This window comes from Chlorobium ferrooxidans DSM 13031 (assembly GCF_000168715.1).
Lineage (GTDB): Bacteria > Bacteroidota > Chlorobiia > Chlorobiales > Chlorobiaceae > Chlorobium > Chlorobium ferrooxidans.
Genome location: NZ_AASE01000001.1, coordinates 123,980 through 141,230, shown reverse-complemented (window position 1 = coordinate 141,230; position 17,251 = coordinate 123,980). Strand labels below are relative to the sequence as shown.

Sequence of the window (17,251 nt, the reverse complement as noted above, 5' to 3'; positions counted from 1 at the left end):
CCGGTTCGGGTCGATTGTTATGGTTTTTTTCTCAATTATCCTTAATCAACTCTCTTCAAATACTTAAAACGACAACCGAGATGGCAAAAACAACAAAAATTATTTACACCAAAATTGATGAGGCTCCGGCTCTTGCGACCTACTCCCTTCTTCCAATCATCAAGGCATTTGCCAAGGGTACAGGTGTAGACGTTGAAGCCAAAGATATCTCTCTTGCCGGAAGGATTCTTGCAAACTTCCCTGACAATCTCACTCCTGACCAGAAAATTCCGGATTATCTTGCCGAACTGGGTGAACTTGCGCTTGCGCCTGAGGCCAACATTATCAAGCTGCCGAATATCAGTGCATCAATTCCCCAGTTGAAAGCTGCAATCAAGGAGCTTCAGAGCCAGGGTTACAATGTTCCCGATTATCCTGAAGCACCTGCAAATGTCGGCGAAAAAGAGATTCAGACCCGCTATGCCAAGGTGCTTGGAAGCGCAGTGAACCCGGTACTTCGCGAAGGAAACTCTGACAGACGGGCTCCGCTTTCAGTCAAGGAGTATGCCAAAAAGAATCCCCATAAAATGGGCGCATGGAGCAGCGATTCAAAATCACATGTTGCCTGCATGAGTGCCGGTGATTTCTATGGCAGCGAGAAGTCCTTTACGATGGAGAAGGCAGACAATGTCAGGATAGAGTTTGTCGGCGGTGACGGCAAGGTTACGGTTCTCAAAGAGAGCACACCGCTGCTTGCCGGTGAGATCATTGATGCCTCGGTTATGAATGTCCGCTCACTTCGTGCTTTTTATGCCGATCAGATTGCCGATGCAAAACAGAACGGTATTCTCCTGTCACTGCATCTGAAAGCCACCATGATGAAGGTTTCGGATCCGGTCATGTTCGGCCATGCCGTAACGGTGTTCTACAAGGATGTTTTTGACAAGCATGCCGCCGTTATCAAGGAGCTCGGTGTAAATGTCAATAATGGACTTGGCGATCTCTATGCCAAGATCCAGAAGCTTCCTGACGCACAGAGAGCAGAGATCGAAGCGGACATACAGGCTGTGTATGCCACCCGCCCTGCACTGGCGATGGTTGATTCAGATAAAGGTATTACCAATCTTCATGTACCCAATGACATCATTGTCGATGCATCCATGCCGGTTGTTGTGCGTGACTCTGGCAAGATGTGGGGACCTGACGGTAAGCTGCACGATACCAAGGCGATGATTCCTGACCGTTGTTACGCAACCATGTACCAGGCGATTATCGAAGATTGTAAAAAACACGGTGCATTTAATCCCTCCACCATCGGCAGTGTTCCGAATGTCGGTCTTATGGCCCAGCAGGCAGAGGAGTACGGTTCTCACAATAAAACGTTTATGGCTCCTGCAGAAGGAACGATCAGGGTTGTCAACGCCTCAGGTGCGACCGTACTTGAGCAGAAGGTTGAAACAGGCGACATTTTCAGAATGTGCCAGGCAAAGGATGCTCCGGTTCGTGACTGGGTAAAACTTGCAGTCAACCGGGCAAGGATCACCGGAGTGCCTGCTCTTTTCTGGCTCGACAGCAAGCGCGCTCATGATGCAGAGATCATTAAAAAGGTTACAAAATATCTCAAGGAGCACGATACGACCGGTCTTGATATCCGTATTCTTACCCCTGTTGAAGCCATGGGCGTCTCTCTTGAGCGTATCAGGGCCGGAAAGGATACCATCTCGGTTACCGGCAACGTACTTCGCGACTACCTCACCGACCTCTTCCCGATTATCGAGCTTGGTACCAGTGCAAAGATGCTCTCGGTTGTTCCGCTTATGAATGGTGGCGGACTGTTCGAGACCGGTGCAGGCGGTTCAGCTCCGAAGCATGTTCAGCAGTTCCAGAAAGAGGGTTACCTCAGATGGGATTCGCTTGGCGAATTCTCAGCGCTTGCCGCTTCGCTTGAGCACCTTGCCCAGGCATTCAGCAATGACAAAGCGCAGGTTCTGGCTGAAACTCTCGATCAGGCAATCGGAAAGTTTCTCGATAACGACAAGTCACCGGCCCGCAAGGTCGGCCAGATCGATAATCGGGGCAGCCACTTCTACCTTGCTCTCTACTGGGCAGAGGCTCTTGCCGCACAGAAGAAGGATGCTGAGCTTCAGGCCCGTTTTGCCAAAGCCGCAGCACAGCTTTCCGGCAGTGAGGCGAAAATCAATGAGGAGCTGATTGCAGCACAGGGTAGTCCGGTCGATATGGGCGGTTACTACCATGTGGATGACGCGAAGACCGAAAAAGCCATGCGTCCGAGCGCTACACTGAACGCGATCATTGATGCACTTTGATGCATTGAGTTGTTTCTTCAGTCATAAAGCAGAAAGCCCGGTTTTTCCGGGCTTTCTGCTTTATCTGGATGAGTTGTCAGTATGGACTGTATAATCCGTACTGTTTTCAGATTCTTTGTTCCCAGTAATCTGGATCTCTGTTCAGATTCATGACGGCTACGATATAAATGCGCTCTTTTTCGATACCATACAATATGCCGTAAGGATAACGTTTCACTAAAGAACGATTTATATCATGGCATAGTAAAGGCCAAGCTTCAGGAAAAGCTTTTATCCGATTTATTGTTGCAATTACCTCAGATGCAAAATCAAGGCCCAATCCTTTTTCCATCGATTCATAATAGTCAACCGCTTCGGTGAGTTCCAGCTCAGCAGCCGGATGAAATTCGATGTTTATTGATGAACGCGTTTCCACAGGTCAGTAAATACTTTTTCGGCAGAAACCGATTTGACCTTTCCGGATCTGAGATCCTGCAGGCGGCGCTGGGCTTCCTGAGCCCATTTTTTCTCTGTCGCTGATTCTGCCGGGTTGAGGCTTTTCAGCAGGTAATCAACAATTAATGCCCGCTCTTCAATCGGGAGAGAAATCGCTTCGCTTATAAGCTCTTGTGTTTTCATGGTGTTGAATTTCCAGTGATTTATTCAGGAAAATATAATTCATTTCATGCGATTTCAGGGCAATTCTATAAATCTATTCTCCCCCGACATGTCGGGATTCATGACAATTGATTGTTATCCCGTTGTACCCCCTTCCAGATATGAGCCGTTGCCATCCTTACCGCCTCTCTGCTCCTTGCACCTCTTTTGCCCAAACAAAAATAAATCCATCACTCGCGAGCTTTTCGGCTACCTCGTCAATATCTCCGGTTGCAACCACAAAGCAGCCGTTGCTCCGGCCTATTCTCGGGCCATTGAAGGTCAGAAGGTTTTCAATGATGGTGAACAGAGATACATATCCGGCCGAGTGGAGCACAATATCGCGCATGAATGCATTGACGTTCACTGTGCTGTCAAGCCCTTCAAGACGGAGCGCCTTCCCATGATCTCCGCTGTATGTTTCATGAACCCTGAAAAGTCCGAGACTGCTCATATTTGACTCCGGAGTGTCGGAAAACCTGAGAGCATAGAGCTCTCCGGAGTTTCTACCATGTGCCACCCGGTAAAACGATTGCTCACCGGTTTTCAGCTCAACAAGAGCCATCCGTTTCAGGTAAGAGGGCTTCGAGTAATCGACCACAGCAAGATAACGGGGGTTCTCTTCAGGATGAGCTGAGCGATATGATCTAAGTGCAACAAGGGCGGCCCGATAAGCCTGCGGCGATACTTTTTCCGGAAGCATAAGCACTCCGGCTAAAAGCGCGAGCAGTAGCACAATAATTCCTAAAGACAAGGCTTTTTTAGATAACACGGAGGGTGTGCTTTTTCATTATTTATTCAAGTATTTACAGATCTGCAATAGTTCTGATTTTCTCCCCCATTTGTGTAATAAGCTCATCACTGTTTAGTCCGTTTGGTCCGCCTAAAAATGGGACAATGACAAGCGTTGTTTGATCAGTTACTTTTGTCCAGTAGTAGTAACTATTTCTTTCTTTTGAACCATTATTCGATACAGTTTTGATTTTGTCCCACTTAATTTCAGCGCTTTTTTCAAAACATGGGGTGAAACAGGCAAGAAAATCATTCAGACATTGGTTTCCTGTTCCGATTATCACGCTTGGATTATGTTGGGCGACTTTTTTTCTGAATACTGGAAATCGATTCTCGAAACACCAGATTTTATAGTATTGTTTCGCCTGAAACCCAGTAATATTTGCGAGATTGTATTTATTCCACAGATCATCATCGACATTTTCACATACTATCGGATAGAGGTTAATCTTGAAAATCTCCGAGCCGTTATAATTTGTTATTTCTTGTTTGTAAGTAGATCCGCTTTTGCCATTTATGGCCATATAGAGCTTTGCTAATTTGATGCCATAAGGCTCATTTTTATGCTCTTGCCAATTATATTCTGCAGGAGCAGTAACGGCACCTTGTTCAATTTCTTGTTTCAGTGTAACATTGTAGTACTGACTCATTGTTTCCTCAAAATTCTTCTCATTCGGCTTTTTGCCTCCTCCCCATTCAATTCCAGAGATCCAGATCTTTGCTTGTCGGTTGCCGCCTTCACACCCGGAAAATGAACAAGCCCATTTTTTGAAATTATCGCTGATGGATGAAGTTGTCATGTGTCTACTCTTAATTGTTTATCAGAGCGAGCTTTAACGGGAAAAATAATATCAGATACCTTATCTGTTCTAACATAAGACCATTTAGAATTGGCAGTAGTAAGTGAAAATTTTGTTTTTTTCGACGATCGTAGCTTTTTTGAAAAGATTAGCTGTGCTTCAGAAAGGTTCCGTTCTGATACTCTTCGAAAGCCTGACGGAGTTCGGTATCGGTGTTCATCACGATGGGGCCGTACCAGGCAACCGGCTCGTTGAGTGGTTTGCCCGAGATGAGCAGAAATCGTACGGGCACCGCTTCTGTTGTAATGGTAACGGTGTCGCCATCGCTGAACTGTATCAGTGTTTCATTTCCGGAAAGCTCTCCTGCTCGAGGAGATAACGACTCCTCCTGATGACCGAAAACCCCTTTTCCTGCAATAATATAGGCAAAAGCGGTGTGACCTTTAATGACGGGATGCGTATAGGATGTGCCTGCCGGGACGGTGAAGTCGAGATACTCCGGATCGATGGCAATGTCTCTGACCGGCCCTGCTGTGTTGCCTATCCGGCCACAGATGATACTGATCTCCACACCGTTTTCAAGAGTGAGCCGGGGTATCAGTTCAGTTGTTATGTCACGGTATCGCGGCGGACTCATTTTCTGCGATGCCGGAAGGTTTGCCCAGAGCTGAAAGCCGCCCATACGTCCGCTCTTTTCTCCAAAGGGCATCTCCTGATGGATGATGCCGCTTCCGGCAGTCATCCATTGCACCGATCCGGCAGTGATTACCCCACGGTTTCCGATGCTGTCGCCATGCTCCACGTTGCCCTCAAGCATATAGGTTATGGTTTCAATACCCCGGTGCGGGTGCCAGGGAAACCCTTTGCGGTAGTCCGCAGGGTTATCGGAACGGAAATCATCAAGCAGTAGAAACGGGTCGAAGAGCGGTGCTTCATTGAAACCGAAGACCCTTTTCAGACGGACACCCGCCCCTTCTGTAACAGGTTTGCCTTTAAAAACCTTGCGGATCGTTCTCGAAGTAGTCATGGTTTACAGTCGGGATGTTTATGAAGTCTGATTATCTGAACCTCCAACAGAGCCTAACAAGTTCACTCTTGCGGAGGGCAGTCAAATAAGATTGTTCAATTTGGGGCGTAATGAGTAAATTCAGCACAGTCAGCTTTAACAATAGAATATGAACAGTATCAGGTATGGCACAGAAAACCGTGAAAGTGATGTTTATCGGCGATGTTGTAGGCACTCCCGGATTGAAGATGGTGGATTTATGGCTGAAGAGCTTCATCAAAAAGCATGATGTTGATTTTGTGGTGTGCAACGGCGAGAATGCCCATCACGGCAAGGGGATGAGCCTTGAAGCGCTCAATCAGCTTGTGGCAGCCGGGGTCAATGTGGTGACGGGAGGGAACCATACCTGGAGCAATTTCAACTTTTTCGATACCCTTAAAACGCATCCACAGGTTCTGCGTCCGCTTAACTATCCGAAAGGTACCTACGGCAAGGGGTACGGCATCTACAAGCTCCCCAATGGACTTGGTGACATTGCTGTGGTCAATCTTCAGGGCAGAACCTTCATGTACTCGATTGACTGCCCCTTCAGAACCGCCGACTGGGTAATCAAACAGATCAGGGAGCAGAACAAGGATTCAGTAAAGTTTATCTTTGTCGATTTTCATGCCGAGGCAACCGCAGAGAAAATAGCTCTCGGCTGGTACCTTGACGGCAGGGTTTCAGCAGTCATCGGTACCCACACCCATGTGCAGACCGCTGACGAGCGCATTCTTCCGAAAGGGACCGGATACTGTTCCGATGCGGGCATGACCGGGCCGCATAACTCGGTTATCGGCATGCAGATCAAGTCGGCTACCGACAGGATGCTCTACCAGACTCCGCACAAGTACGAGTGCGCCGAGGATGATGTCCATTTTGCTGCAGTGCTGCTCTCGCTTGACCACTCAACCGGCAAAACTGTCGGTATCGAGCGGATCTTTTATCCCGAGTACGACCGCGGTGTGGTGTAGGAAAGATCGATTGTTATCAACAAAAAAGCCCTCGCAAGAGGACTTTTTGTTTTCATGTATGTTGATTCCGAATTGAGCCGGGTCTGTCATCTCGAACGCAAGAGAGAGATCTCTCCTTTCAGTCGAGATGACATAATGCGCAATCCATAATCGATTTATCTCAATCCCTGCTCGAACTCCTCGGCAATGATAACATCCTCTTCGCTGCCAATATAGAGCGGAGTGCGCTGATGGAGTGAGGTCGGCTGAATGTCGAGGATGCGGTTTCTGCCGTCTGTTGCGCGTCCGCCGGCCTGCTCGCAGATAAAGGCTAGGGGATTGGCTTCATACATAAGCCGAAGCTTTCCGCTGAGATGTTTTGTTGTTGGCGGATAGACGAAGACTCCTCCGGTCAGCAGGTTGCGGTGGAAGTCAGCGACGAGCGAACCGATGTAACGGGTGCTGTATGGACGATTGGTTGCAGGATCCTCCTCCTTGATGTAATCGAGGTATTTTTTTGTTCCATCGTTGAACTGTGCGAAGGAGCCCTCATTGATGGAGTAGTATTTGCCGCTCTTCGGTGTGATGATGTTTTCGTGTGAAAGGAGGAACTCTCCGATAGTCGGGTCGTAGGTAAAGCCGTGAACACCGTGGCCGGTGGTGTAGACCATTACCACAGAAGAGCCGTAGATAACGTAACCGGCGGCAACCTGCTCATATCCATGCTGCAGACAGTCGTTGATGCTCGCCTTGCAGGGGTCATCACCTTTGAGCCGATAGATGGAGAAGATGGTGCCGACACTGACATTGACATCAATATTTGAGGAGCCGTCGAGCGGATCGAAGAGAAGAGCATAGCTTCCGGTCTCATTTTTCGGCGGGATAATGATTCCTTCATTTTCCTCTGAGCCCATGACGGCAAACCGGCCGTGCTGACCGATGGCGGAGATGATTTTTTCATTGGCGAACAAGTCAAGTTTCTTGACCTCTTCTCCCTGAACATTGGTGCTTCCTGCAAACCCGAGAATATCAACCAGTCCGGCACGGACAACCTCTCTTCGTACCAGTTTTGCTGCAAAGGCGACATCCGTAAGCAGGTCGGTAAGTTCGCCGTGTGCTTCGGGGAAGTACTTCTGCTGTTCGAGGATATGTCGTTCAATGGTTATCAAATTGCTCATGCTTACTCTTCCTGATGGTTAGGTGGTAGGGGATTAATCGGCGACATTGAGACCTTAAATGTAGAAATATTCAGCCTCGCTTTCAAATTGAGAGTGAAATTGCCCGTTGAGCCGTTTTTGTAAAGAAATGCCGAAGTGTTATATACCTTGACACTTTTTCAAAGCAAGCACTCTCATCCCTGTTTCATGAAACGATACCGATGGAATTTACTCGCTCCTGACGATGAGACTGTTCAGGCTCTGACAGAAGCGATAAATGTCAGTCAGCCCGTTGCAAGAGCCTTGTGCAACCGTGGTGTCACGACGTTTGATGCCGCCAGAGATTATTTCCGGTCATCAATTGAGCATATCCCCTCTCCCTTTCTCATGCAGCAGATGCAGCGAGCGGTTGATCGTGTGCTTGAAGCGGTCAGGATGCATGAGAAAATTATGATCTATGGCGATTATGACGTTGACGGTACAACCGGAACAGCGATGCTTTTTCTTTTTCTGAAAGAGCAGGGTGCCGAGGTCACCTGGTACATTAATGACCGGTTTACGGAAGGGTACGGTTTATCTGCCGAAGGTATTGATACGGCTCTCGGGCGGCAGGTTTCGCTTGTCATTACGGTTGATTGCGGTATACGTGCTAACAGGGAGATCAAGCGGTGTGGGGAGCTTGGTATTGATGTGATAGTCTGTGATCATCACGAGCCGGATGAACTCCCTACGGCTTATGCTATCCTTAATCCGAAGGTCCCGGGTTCGACCTATCCGTTCCGCGAACTATGCGGTTGTGGTGTCGCATTCAAGCTTCTTCAGGCTATAGCCGGGGATTCGGGGGCGGATGATGAAAGCTGGCAGAAATATCTTGATTTTGTTGCGATTGCTACTGCGGCTGATATGGTTGCCCTGGAACAGGAAAATCGAACCCTGGTTCGTGAGGGATTGAAAAGAATGCGGGTAAAACCGAGAGGTACGTTCAAGGCTCTGTTTTCTCTCATGAAGGTCGCTTCTTCAGAGCTCGGCATGTTTCATATTGCATTCGGTATTGCTCCCCGTATCAATGCTGCCGGCAGGATGGGTTCAGCACATCTTGCCATGGAGTGGCTTGTTTCGGAATCAATGGATGACTCGGTACGCCATGCCGGGGAACTTGATCGTATGAACGCTCTTCGACGGGAGATTGACAGTGACATCATGACCAAGGCGGAAAAAATGGTTGAAAGCCATTTTGCATCATATTGTTCTTCGATTGTGCTCTATGATGAGTCATGGCATCTTGGGGTTCTTGGAATTGTGGCATCCAAAATGCTTGAAAAACACTATCTCCCGACCGTAATTCTCGGCAGCATGAATGGATTCATCAAGGGGTCGGTCAGAAGTATTGAGGGATTCAATATCTATGAGGCACTGCAGGAGTGCAGTGCGTATCTCGAACAGTTTGGAGGCCATCATCAGGCTGCGGGAGTTATCCTTCGCCCTGAAAATCTTGCTGGATTCCGTAAGAAGTTCAATGAGGTCTGCGCTGCAAGTCTATCCATTGAGCAGCAACAGAAAGCGCTTGCTGTCGATGCACTGCTTCCTCTTGAGGAGATCACGCCGAACTTCATCAATGTACTTGCTCAGTTTGCCCCTTTAGGCTATGGAAACAGGGAGCCGCTCTTTATGTCCCGTGAACTTCAGCTTTTCGGTACTCCAAGGCTGCTCAGCAAGAGGCATGTGAAGTTTTCTGTCAGGGATAGTGCCGGTCGGATTTTCGATGTTATCGGTTTTGACCGTCCGGATATTTTCGATCAACTTTCCACCCAAACCCGTCCGGTATTTGTCATGCTCTATTCGGTTGAAAAAAGGATGTGGAATAACCGGGAGCAGATACAGATAAGGCTGCGGGATCTTGAGTTGTGCAACAAACTGAAGAGCTGAAGGGCGCCTCAATTGATTTGTTCCGAAACCCGATTACTGCGTTGGGCGGTGCTCTAAATCCTCATGTACTACGTGTACATTCCGGTTTCTGCGCTCCGTCCGCCTTGGTCTCGGGATTCTCACTGACAATTAATAGAGGTGCCCGGAATTTGTTTTTGACTATAGCGGTACTCTGCTGTTTCTGTTTTAGCCGGTCACTTTGCCATCTCTTCAGGCACGCTTTTTTCATGCCGGATTCTGCCGAGAATTCCGGCAAGTGATGAAATAGCTGAAATGGCAAAGAAAATGAGCGACAGGGCAATGCCGGTGTCTGTGGCAAGATGAATGGCATCAAGCATATAGTAGAAGGTGATTTCGCGCGCCCCTGCACCTCCGATGGTGATCGGCAGAATGGTAGCAACCGTCGAAATCAGAAAGATGGCCAGGTAGTCGATGATGTTTGCGTTCTGCGAGAGCGCCTTGAGAATGAAATATGCCGATACAATCTGGGTAACCTGGATCAGCAGCGACTCTATGGCGGTGATGGTGAATATGGCGAGAAACTGTTTATAGAAAAGCCGGTTAAGTAAAATCGACAGGGGATAGATACCGGCAAGCACTACCCATGCATACGGTTTCATTTCGGGCAGTTGCAGGGCATAACTGCTCGGCAGCAGCAGAATGACCGAAAGAAAAACAAGTGCGACCATTCCGCAGATCCTGTCCCACAGCACGGCGTGAAAGACATTGATTGTTTTAAGGCCGTGGTTTTTCTTCAGTACAAAAATTTTGTAGCCGTCCCCTCCGATACCTCCCGGAAGAAAAAGATTATAGAACATGCCAAGATAGTAGAGCTTGAGGTTGTAAATGAAGGAGAGCTCAAGATCAATAGCTTTGAAAAAGCGGTTAAGGCGTATAGCGTTGAATATCTTGGAGATATTGAAAAAAATAAGGGAGAGCAGAAGATACCACGGGTTTGCACTGCGGATAATATCGGCCAGTTTTGCTATATCGGTCTTTTTCAACACCAGATAGAGGGCCAGAGAGGTGAAAAGAAGCTGAACAAGTGGTTTGAGCAGCTTTTTCAGCCGGGCGTTACTGTTTGCCAATGATCTTTTTGATGATATAGGGTTTCTTGTTCTGGGACTCGTAATAGGTACGCATGATGAATTCTGCTATGAATCCGGTCGTAATCAGCTGAATGCCGATAAAGGTCATGATGATGCCGAGCGAGAGCAGCGGGCGGCCCCCGATTTTCTCACCCAGAATTTTCAGGAAAAGCAGGTAGAGGTTCAGAGCCAGACCGATAAAGAGGGAGAAAAATCCGAGTGTGCCGAACAGGTGCATCGGCTTCTGGCTGTATTTCTGAAAGAAAACCATAAAGAGCAGGTCGCTCATCACCTTGAAGGTGCGGCCAATTCCGTATTTGGATTTGCCGAACTGCCGTGCATGGTGACGGACATCAACTTCCGCCATTTTGGCACCATAGAGCTGTACCAGTACCGGAATAAACCGGTGAAGCTCGCCGTAAAGACCGAGATTTTTTGCAACATCCTTTTTGAATACCTTCAGGGTGCATCCATAGTCACGGATGTGTACATCGGTGAGTGTCCGGATGAGAGCATTGGCTATCTTGCTGGGGATTTTCCGCAGTATCATGCCATCCTGCCTTCCTGCACGCCTGCCTGCAACAACATCGAGATCGTTGTCGAAAAGGTAGCGCATCATCATCGGAATGTCCGAAGGGTCGTTCTGCAGATCACCGTCAAGGGTGGCAATCAAGTCCCCTTTTGCATGATCAATACCGGCAGCCATGGCTGTTGTCTGGCCATAATTTTTGTTCAGGACAACGAGTTGCAGGTTAGAGGGGGCATTTGCTTCAATTTCCGCCACCGTTCCATCGGTAGAACCATCGTCAACCAGAACGATCTCGTGATCGATGCCGGCAAGCGATGAAGCAAGAGCAGCAAACAGCGGTTTGATGTTCTCAACCTCATTCATGACCGGGATGACGACAGAGAGCTTCATGATTATCCGGGTTTATTGCTTTATTTTCACCAGCACAATGCCGCGTTTGCTGTAGAGTATGGCAGGAGTGTCAAGGGTGGCAAGTTGCTTGACTGTGGTCAGGGCAATCTCTCCCGGAAGCGGCTCCCGTCTTTCAGCAAAAGATTCAGAATATACGAAAAAAGAGGGGTAATAGACTTCCCACATCACGATTTTATACCCCGCTTTTCTGGCTAGGAGGGCGGCCTCCTTCACCGGTTCCTGGAGGAGTTTTCCTGCAATAGGCATCAGATGGATGTTGATGATGAGTGCAAAAATCACTCCCGTAGCAATCAGTTTGTCCGCTGCAGAAAACCTGGAAAGAAACTCGATGGCAAGGATCCCGAGAAGTGATGCAATGATTACAAGGATGTGTGACGCTCCGGTGAGCGTAATTCCCTCGGCAAACAGAGTCAGCAGATAGAGGTCATCGGTATAGTTCATGGCTGTGCGGGCAAGTAGAGGCAGGAACAGAAGCAGGATGAGGAGCATCATCGGCCAGAGGGCAAGAAGCCTGGGGTGGCGGCTCAGAGGCAGAGCCCTCGCCATGAGTATGAAGAGCGGTGTATAGCCGTAAATAACGTAGTGCGGAAGTTTTGTGCCGGAGAGCGAGAAAAAGATAAAGACAAAACCGAACCAGATCAGCAGAAAGCGGTTTTCACGTTCCGCAAAGAGTTTTTTCAGGTTGAACAGCACGGTAAAGAGAAGTCCGGTAAAGGGCATCAAACCGATGATGAGTACCGGGAAATAGTAGAAGAGGGAGCCCGAGTGGCCCTCGAATGAAGTGTTGAAGCGGCTGATATTGTGTTTGAAGAAAAAGCCTTCAATAAAGGCCATGCCCTGTTCGCGGTATTCAAGCAGATACCAGGGGAGAGCAATACAAAGAAAGATGATGATGCCCCAGGGAGAAAGCGTTGCGCGCACCAATTTTTTCAACTCTCCCTCAACGAGTGAGAAGATAAAAAAAACGGCAACCGGTATGATGACGGCAATCGGTCCCTTGGTGAGCATGCCGAACCCTGCCATCGCAAAGGCCAGATAGAGCGCTCGCTTTGAGCCTGTTTCAAAATGCCGGAAGAGGGCAAACATGGTTATGGCAAGCAGGGCGTTCAGCAGAGCATCGGCAATGGCCGCTTTGGCGATGACGTTTACCTGGAGCGAGAGCACCATCAGTGCAGCAGCAAGGAAGGCCTGCCGGTTGCCGGATACTTTGCGTACAACAACAAAAATTGAAGCTGCCCAGGCGGTTCCGGCCAGTGCAGAGGGGAGTCGGAATGCAAACTCGTTCACTCCGAACATGTTGACCGATAAAAGCTGAAGCCAGTAGATGAGTATGGGTTTATCAAAACGGGGCGCACCATTCAGCCATGTGGTCAGATAGTTCTTGCTCACCATCATCTCACGGGTTGCTTCGCTGAAAGCCCCTTCATCGACGTCAAAAAGCGGAGCAGATCCAAGGCCGGCAAAGAAACTGACCGCGACAAGAAGTCCGAGCAGTGCCAGAAAACGGGTGGTTTCAGATTTCGGAAGATTCAACTGCATTGAGTCTCGTTTTGAAATATCGGTTATAGAGCAGAACTGTGGATGCTATGCCGAGGAATGAACCGGCAAGGACATCGCTGATGTAGTGTTTGGTCAGCACGATCCGGCTGCATGCGATCAGGATGGCGGCAGAAAAAAAGAGCAGCCGCCATCGGGGGTAATACACTGAGAGGACAATTGCCGCGCTGAAAGCGGTTGCCGAATGTCCGGATGGAAACGAGGTCCACTCGGCTTCTGTATGGAAAAAGTCAAAGAGATAGAGTTTGTCACTGAACCAGAGTTTGGGGCGCGCCCGTCCGGCTATAAATTTGATGATGTCAGCCGCTATCCCTGACACGGCAACCGCAGTGAAGAGAAAAAGTCCCTGGCGTGCAACGAACGGATTTTTTTTTCTAAGAGCAATAAAAAGCAGGAAACCGGGAACAAGATACCATTGCGATTCGCCAAAGAGCGTTATGAAGCTGAAGAGTTGGAAAACCGGGCTCTCTTTCAGTGCATTGAAGCGCATTGCCGCAGGAATATCGGCAAGCGTGAAGCTTGCTATGCAGAGCAGAAGTACAAAACAGAAAGAGAGCGTCCATCGGAGATAGGTGTTCATGAACAGCTAATACATTTTTTTGCCGAATTAAACGCTTGCAGTTGAAAATACATTAAATTTCTTGCTCGTACACATCTCTCAATATGCAGAGTATTCTGAAAGGTAAAGTGATGATGAGACGGGCAAATACCATAACCTGTAAACGGGATCAGCGAGGATTTTATGAGCAGTAAACCTTCAGGAGAAGAGCTTCATGACCACCATGACCATCATCACCACCATCATCATCATGCATCGGGAAACATCAGGACGGCTTTTTTTCTGAACCTCGGGTTTACCGTTGTCGAAATTGTCGGCGGAATCCTGACCGGCAGCACGGCAATTCTTGCTGATGCGGTGCATGACCTTGGCGACTCCATTGCTCTTGGTCAGGCATGGTATTTTGAGAAAATATCCGACGCATCAAGCAGCTCCCGATACTCCTATGGTTACAAGCGCTTCTCACTTCTTGGCGCACTGATCAGTACGGTGGTACTGCTCACCAGTTCGCTCTTTGTGCTTTCGCGGGCCATCCCCAGGATTTTTGAACCTCATCACCCCGATGCAGGAGGCATGATCATCCTCGCCATCGCCGGAGTTGCTGTTAACGGCCTCGCCATGGCAAAGCTCTCCAAAGAGAGAGGGATGAATGCGCGGGTTGTCGCGCTCCATCTTCTGGAAGATGTGCTCGGATGGGTTACGGTGCTTGTTGTGGCTGTTATTCTGCTCTTTTGGGATGTTCCGGTGCTTGACCCGATACTTGCCATCCTCATTACCCTCTATATTCTCGGCGGAGTTATTAAAAATCTCAGGGCTATGATTCCTGTTTTTCTTCAGGCGGTGCCCGATGAGCAGGATCTTGATGCAATCACCCGTGAAATTGAAGAGTTGCAGCATATCCATGCCGTACACCATGCCCATATCTGGTCTCTGGACGGAGTGCATACGGTCTTTACCGCTCACCTTGAAGTTGCTACCATGCTGGACGCTGAAAGCTACATGCAGCTCAAGGAGCGGATCAGAACGCTGGTTGAACGCCATGGTCTTTACCACTCAACCGTTGAGGTAGAGTATCCGGGAGAGGCGTGCCGCAACACCCTTGCCGGAAGTCACTAAAAATCTGTTACACGATTTGATTGCATCGTTGGGCGGTACTCGAAATCCTCATGTACTCTTTGTACACTCCGGTTTCTCCGTTCCGTCCGCCTTGCTCTCAAACCGCTCACGACGATTTTTAAAGATGCTTTTCTTAACAACGTAGCACTGAAATTCTGCTCTTTTTCTTTGTCATCCCGATGACGACCTGTCGGCAGAGGGATCTCTTGCTTGACTCGAAAGTCTTAAATTTCTCATCCCGAAAGTTTCCTCTCTTTCGTTCGGGAGGGATACGAAATGACACCAAGGCAACTCTCTGGTGTTGCTCTCGGTTATTACTTTTAATCTTGTGCCGAAACAGCTATAAGCGGAGCCTCACTGATGAAAAAACTCCTTTTACTTGGATTTCTGCTGCTTGCCGGATGTACCGGTATACCGCAGGGGATTACTGTGGTCGATAATTTTGCTCTGGATCGTTATCTGGGCAAGTGGTACGAAATTGCCAGAATTGACAACCGGTTTGAGAAGGGAATTGAGCAGGCTACGGCTGTTTACTCGCTGGCGGAAGATGGCAGTGTCAAAGTTTTGAACAGTGGTTACAAGGTAAAAAAACGTCAGTGGAAAACAGTTACAGGGCGCGGCGTTTTTATTGATGATACCAGCAAAGGGGCTTTGAAGGTCTCCTTTTTCGGCCCTTTTTATGCGAGTTACAATGTTATAGCCCTTGACAGGGCAAATTACTCATGGGCTGTTGTGTGCGGCAGCAACAGGTCATATTTCTGGATTCTCTCCAGAACACCGCTGATGGAGAGGGAGCTCCTCGAAGAGCTTGTGGGGAAGGCGGGTTCTATGGGGTTTGATACGACGAAAATTCACACAGTTACACAGCAGCAGACCGAGTGATCCGTTTATGACTGTATTCAGGATAAGATAGCGATGGCAGGTCTGTAGCGTGAGGTTGTGATGCGGCCAGAAAAAAGTATTGCAATTTAAGTTTTGGGCACTTTCAGCTTTTTCGTTTATTCAGTAGAACAGCAAGAGCAACTCCTCCGGCAAAAAGATACCATGCGATAACGATCTGAATATCATGAGGGATCGACTCAGGTATTGTAATTGCCATGTTTATCTGATTTGTATTGGTTTGTTACTGTAAAAAAGGGAGGTTTTTGCGGGGGCATTCTTAGAAAATAACCGTATTTATATCGATGATAAAGTACGTTATTTTTTATGTATTCCAAACCGGCTGTGTCTCGAAAAACGTATTGTTTTTCCGGCCATTTTCTGCTGTTTGTTCAGAAGTTCCGTAATCAGATTGGAAGAGTAAAAATATTCAAATAAAGGGGTACCGAATGTCAAACCTGACACTTGTAGCAAAAGTAGTGGCAAAAAATGAGTCTGTTGAACTGGTCAAAAGTGAGCTGCTTAAACTTGTAGCTCTTGCCAGAGAGGAGGAGGGGTGCATAAAGTACTTCTGTCACGAAGACAACAGTGATCCGGCGGTATTTATCTTTTATGAAATATGGGAGAGCCCTGCTTTGCTCGAAAAGCATATGAACACCGAGGGTTTCAAAGCCTACCAAAAAGCTGTAGATGGCCATATAGCCGAGAAGGTATTCAACAAACTGACATTGCTTGCGTAAAACAGCTATAAATTTATTCCGCGATTCGATGGCTTCGTTGAGCGGTGCTCGGAATCCTCATGAACTCGTGTACATTCCGGTTCCTGCGCTCCGTTCGCCTTGCCCTCAAACCGCTCACTACAATTTATAACTGTTTCTAAAGTGCAGTAGAATATATTAGTTCATGCTTTATTGCCATAGGCATATGCCTTGGCAATCCACTGTTCGCGTTTTTGCGGGGTTGCATTTTTGACGGGGCCGAAACTTGAAATTTTCACCGGTTTGATACCGCAGAACTCAAGAATGGTACGCTTCATCTGGTTGTGGCCCGGCATCCGATAGACCAACTTGTAGTACCATATCGGGGTGTCCATGGTGACGAGCAGATGAGCCGATCGATTGGAGAGCAGACGATCCCACATTGCCGATCCATCCCTGAATTTGAAGGCAAAGCCGGGAAGAAAAATCCGGTCAATAAAACCTTTCAGCAATGCAGGCATTGCGCCCCACCAGATGGGATAGACGAATACAAGATGCTCTGCCCATTTGATTGCCTCCCGGGCGGAAAGCAGATCAGGTTCCAGCGGCTGAATTGAGTTGTAACCATTGTGGAGTATCGGGTCGAAAGAGAGCTTGGCGAGATCAATCAGTTGAACTTCATTGCCTGCTGCTCTGGCGCCTTTTACATAAGCATCAGCAAGTGAGCCACAGAAGCTCTCCATTGCCGGGTGACCAGGAATGACAAGAATTCGTCTGCTCATTTGCTCTTTAAGGGGGA

General features: G+C 48.2%; 17 protein-coding genes. 6 read left to right on the top strand and 11 right to left on the bottom strand.

Going from position 1 to position 17,251, the window contains the following annotated elements; genetic code table 11:
• Positions 1-80 precede the first annotated feature (80 nt).
• On the top strand, positions 81-2,306 hold the full coding sequence (locus CFERDRAFT_RS00675; RefSeq protein ID WP_006365248.1) for an NADP-dependent isocitrate dehydrogenase: 2,226 nt from the start codon (positions 81-83) through the stop codon (positions 2,304-2,306).
• A gap of 106 nt (positions 2,307-2,412) precedes the next feature.
• Here CFERDRAFT_RS00675 and CFERDRAFT_RS00670 read toward each other — a convergent pair whose 3' ends face one another.
• The 5 genes from CFERDRAFT_RS00670 to CFERDRAFT_RS00650 form a co-directional block, all read right to left on the bottom strand.
• Positions 2,413-2,703: a type II toxin-antitoxin system RelE/ParE family toxin gene (locus tag CFERDRAFT_RS00670; RefSeq protein ID WP_040432867.1), complete on the bottom strand. Its 291-nt coding sequence runs from the start codon at positions 2,701-2,703 to the stop codon at positions 2,413-2,415.
• Positions 2,700-2,924: an addiction module protein gene (locus CFERDRAFT_RS00665; protein ID WP_040432811.1), complete on the bottom strand. Its 225-nt coding sequence runs from the start codon at positions 2,922-2,924 to the stop codon at positions 2,700-2,702. The genes CFERDRAFT_RS00670 and CFERDRAFT_RS00665 overlap by 4 nt, the downstream gene beginning before the upstream one ends.
• Before the next feature lie 157 nt (positions 2,925-3,081).
• Positions 3,082-3,696, bottom strand: a complete 615-nt coding sequence (locus CFERDRAFT_RS00660; RefSeq protein ID WP_232209718.1) for a murein L,D-transpeptidase catalytic domain family protein — start codon at positions 3,694-3,696, stop codon at positions 3,082-3,084.
• 52 nt (positions 3,697-3,748) lie between these two features.
• Positions 3,749-4,534: a hypothetical protein gene (locus tag CFERDRAFT_RS00655; protein ID WP_006365420.1), complete on the bottom strand. Its 786-nt coding sequence runs from the start codon at positions 4,532-4,534 to the stop codon at positions 3,749-3,751.
• A 148-nt stretch (positions 4,535-4,682) separates the two neighbouring features.
• Positions 4,683-5,561 carry a pirin family protein gene (locus CFERDRAFT_RS00650; protein WP_006365246.1) on the bottom strand — a complete coding sequence of 293 codons (879 nt, stop codon included), beginning with the start codon at positions 5,559-5,561 and terminating at the stop codon, positions 4,683-4,685.
• Between the two features lie 164 nt (positions 5,562-5,725).
• Between CFERDRAFT_RS00650 and CFERDRAFT_RS00645 the strand changes: the two genes are divergently transcribed.
• Complete coding sequence (locus CFERDRAFT_RS00645) at positions 5,726-6,553, top strand: TIGR00282 family metallophosphoesterase (protein WP_040432807.1); 828 nt, start codon at positions 5,726-5,728, stop codon at positions 6,551-6,553.
• A gap of 155 nt (positions 6,554-6,708) precedes the next feature.
• Here the strand turns inward: CFERDRAFT_RS00645 and fbp are convergent, their stop codons facing one another.
• A complete protein-coding gene (fbp, locus tag CFERDRAFT_RS00640) occupies positions 6,709-7,710 on the bottom strand; it encodes a class 1 fructose-bisphosphatase (protein ID WP_006365244.1) in 1,002 nt (333 codons plus the stop codon).
• Positions 7,711-7,896: 186 nt separating this feature from the next.
• Here fbp and recJ point away from each other — a divergent pair, with 186 nt between their 5' ends.
• Entirely contained in the window at positions 7,897-9,615 is a 1,719-nt protein-coding gene (recJ, locus tag CFERDRAFT_RS00635) for a single-stranded-DNA-specific exonuclease RecJ (RefSeq protein ID WP_006365243.1), read from the top strand.
• Positions 9,616-9,809: 194 nt separating this feature from the next.
• On the opposite strand, the gene CFERDRAFT_RS00630 is transcribed toward recJ, so the two are convergent.
• The 4 genes from CFERDRAFT_RS00630 to CFERDRAFT_RS00615 are packed head-to-tail and all read right to left on the bottom strand — an operon-like array spanning position 9,810 to position 13,780.
• Entirely contained in the window at positions 9,810-10,703 is an 894-nt protein-coding gene (locus CFERDRAFT_RS00630) for a lysylphosphatidylglycerol synthase transmembrane domain-containing protein (protein WP_006365242.1), read from the bottom strand.
• Positions 10,690-11,622 (bottom strand): glycosyltransferase family 2 protein, encoded by a 933-nt coding sequence (locus CFERDRAFT_RS00625; RefSeq protein ID WP_006365241.1) that lies wholly within the window; start codon positions 11,620-11,622, stop codon positions 10,690-10,692. The genes CFERDRAFT_RS00630 and CFERDRAFT_RS00625 overlap by 14 nt, the downstream gene beginning before the upstream one ends.
• A gap of 12 nt (positions 11,623-11,634) precedes the next feature.
• The gene (locus CFERDRAFT_RS00620) at positions 11,635-13,182 is read right to left on the bottom strand and encodes an ArnT family glycosyltransferase (RefSeq protein WP_006365240.1); all 1,548 of its coding nucleotides are present in this window, start codon (positions 13,180-13,182) and stop codon (positions 11,635-11,637) included.
• Positions 13,157-13,780: a phosphatase PAP2 family protein gene (locus tag CFERDRAFT_RS00615; protein ID WP_006365239.1), complete on the bottom strand. Its 624-nt coding sequence runs from the start codon at positions 13,778-13,780 to the stop codon at positions 13,157-13,159. The genes CFERDRAFT_RS00620 and CFERDRAFT_RS00615 overlap by 26 nt, the downstream gene beginning before the upstream one ends.
• Positions 13,781-13,942: 162 nt before the next feature.
• Here CFERDRAFT_RS00615 and CFERDRAFT_RS00610 point away from each other — a divergent pair, with 162 nt between their 5' ends.
• From CFERDRAFT_RS00610 to CFERDRAFT_RS00600, 3 genes are all read left to right on the top strand, one after another.
• Positions 13,943-14,875: a cation diffusion facilitator family transporter gene (locus CFERDRAFT_RS00610; protein ID WP_006365238.1), complete on the top strand. Its 933-nt coding sequence runs from the start codon at positions 13,943-13,945 to the stop codon at positions 14,873-14,875.
• A gap of 360 nt (positions 14,876-15,235) precedes the next feature.
• Positions 15,236-15,757: a lipocalin family protein gene (locus CFERDRAFT_RS00605; RefSeq protein ID WP_006365237.1), complete on the top strand. Its 522-nt coding sequence runs from the start codon at positions 15,236-15,238 to the stop codon at positions 15,755-15,757.
• A 446-nt stretch (positions 15,758-16,203) separates the two neighbouring features.
• Complete coding sequence (locus tag CFERDRAFT_RS00600) at positions 16,204-16,494, top strand: putative quinol monooxygenase (RefSeq protein WP_006365236.1); 291 nt, start codon at positions 16,204-16,206, stop codon at positions 16,492-16,494.
• Between the two features lie 161 nt (positions 16,495-16,655).
• Here the strand turns inward: CFERDRAFT_RS00600 and CFERDRAFT_RS00595 are convergent, their stop codons facing one another.
• A complete protein-coding gene (locus tag CFERDRAFT_RS00595) occupies positions 16,656-17,234 on the bottom strand; it encodes an NAD(P)H-dependent oxidoreductase (protein ID WP_006365235.1) in 579 nt (192 codons plus the stop codon).
• Positions 17,235-17,251 lie beyond the last annotated feature (17 nt).

What these genes read in the sequence shown, in the direction of transcription:
- fbp (WP_006365244.1), bottom strand. Translation starts at nt 7,710, where the DNA reads ATGAGCAATTTGATAACCATTGAACGACATATCCTCGAACAGCAGAAG.
- CFERDRAFT_RS00645 (WP_040432807.1), top strand. Translation starts at nt 5,726, where the DNA reads ATGGCACAGAAAACCGTGAAAGTGATGTTTATCGGCGATGTTGTAGGC.
- CFERDRAFT_RS00665 (WP_040432811.1), bottom strand. Translation starts at nt 2,924, where the DNA reads ATGAAAACACAAGAGCTTATAAGCGAAGCGATTTCTCTCCCGATTGAA.
- CFERDRAFT_RS00610 (WP_006365238.1), top strand. Translation starts at nt 13,943, where the DNA reads ATGAGCAGTAAACCTTCAGGAGAAGAGCTTCATGACCACCATGACCAT.
- CFERDRAFT_RS00625 (WP_006365241.1), bottom strand. Translation starts at nt 11,622, where the DNA reads ATGAAGCTCTCTGTCGTCATCCCGGTCATGAATGAGGTTGAGAACATC.
- CFERDRAFT_RS00655 (WP_006365420.1), bottom strand. Translation starts at nt 4,534, where the DNA reads ATGACAACTTCATCCATCAGCGATAATTTCAAAAAATGGGCTTGTTCA.
- CFERDRAFT_RS00615 (WP_006365239.1), bottom strand. Translation starts at nt 13,780, where the DNA reads ATGAACACCTATCTCCGATGGACGCTCTCTTTCTGTTTTGTACTTCTG.
- CFERDRAFT_RS00650 (WP_006365246.1), bottom strand. Translation starts at nt 5,561, where the DNA reads ATGACTACTTCGAGAACGATCCGCAAGGTTTTTAAAGGCAAACCTGTT.
- CFERDRAFT_RS00605 (WP_006365237.1), top strand. Translation starts at nt 15,236, where the DNA reads ATGAAAAAACTCCTTTTACTTGGATTTCTGCTGCTTGCCGGATGTACC.
- CFERDRAFT_RS00620 (WP_006365240.1), bottom strand. Translation starts at nt 13,182, where the DNA reads ATGCAGTTGAATCTTCCGAAATCTGAAACCACCCGTTTTCTGGCACTG.
- recJ (WP_006365243.1), top strand. Translation starts at nt 7,897, where the DNA reads ATGAAACGATACCGATGGAATTTACTCGCTCCTGACGATGAGACTGTT.
- CFERDRAFT_RS00675 (WP_006365248.1), top strand. Translation starts at nt 81, where the DNA reads ATGGCAAAAACAACAAAAATTATTTACACCAAAATTGATGAGGCTCCG.
- CFERDRAFT_RS00595 (WP_006365235.1), bottom strand. Translation starts at nt 17,234, where the DNA reads ATGAGCAGACGAATTCTTGTCATTCCTGGTCACCCGGCAATGGAGAGC.
- CFERDRAFT_RS00600 (WP_006365236.1), top strand. Translation starts at nt 16,204, where the DNA reads ATGTCAAACCTGACACTTGTAGCAAAAGTAGTGGCAAAAAATGAGTCT.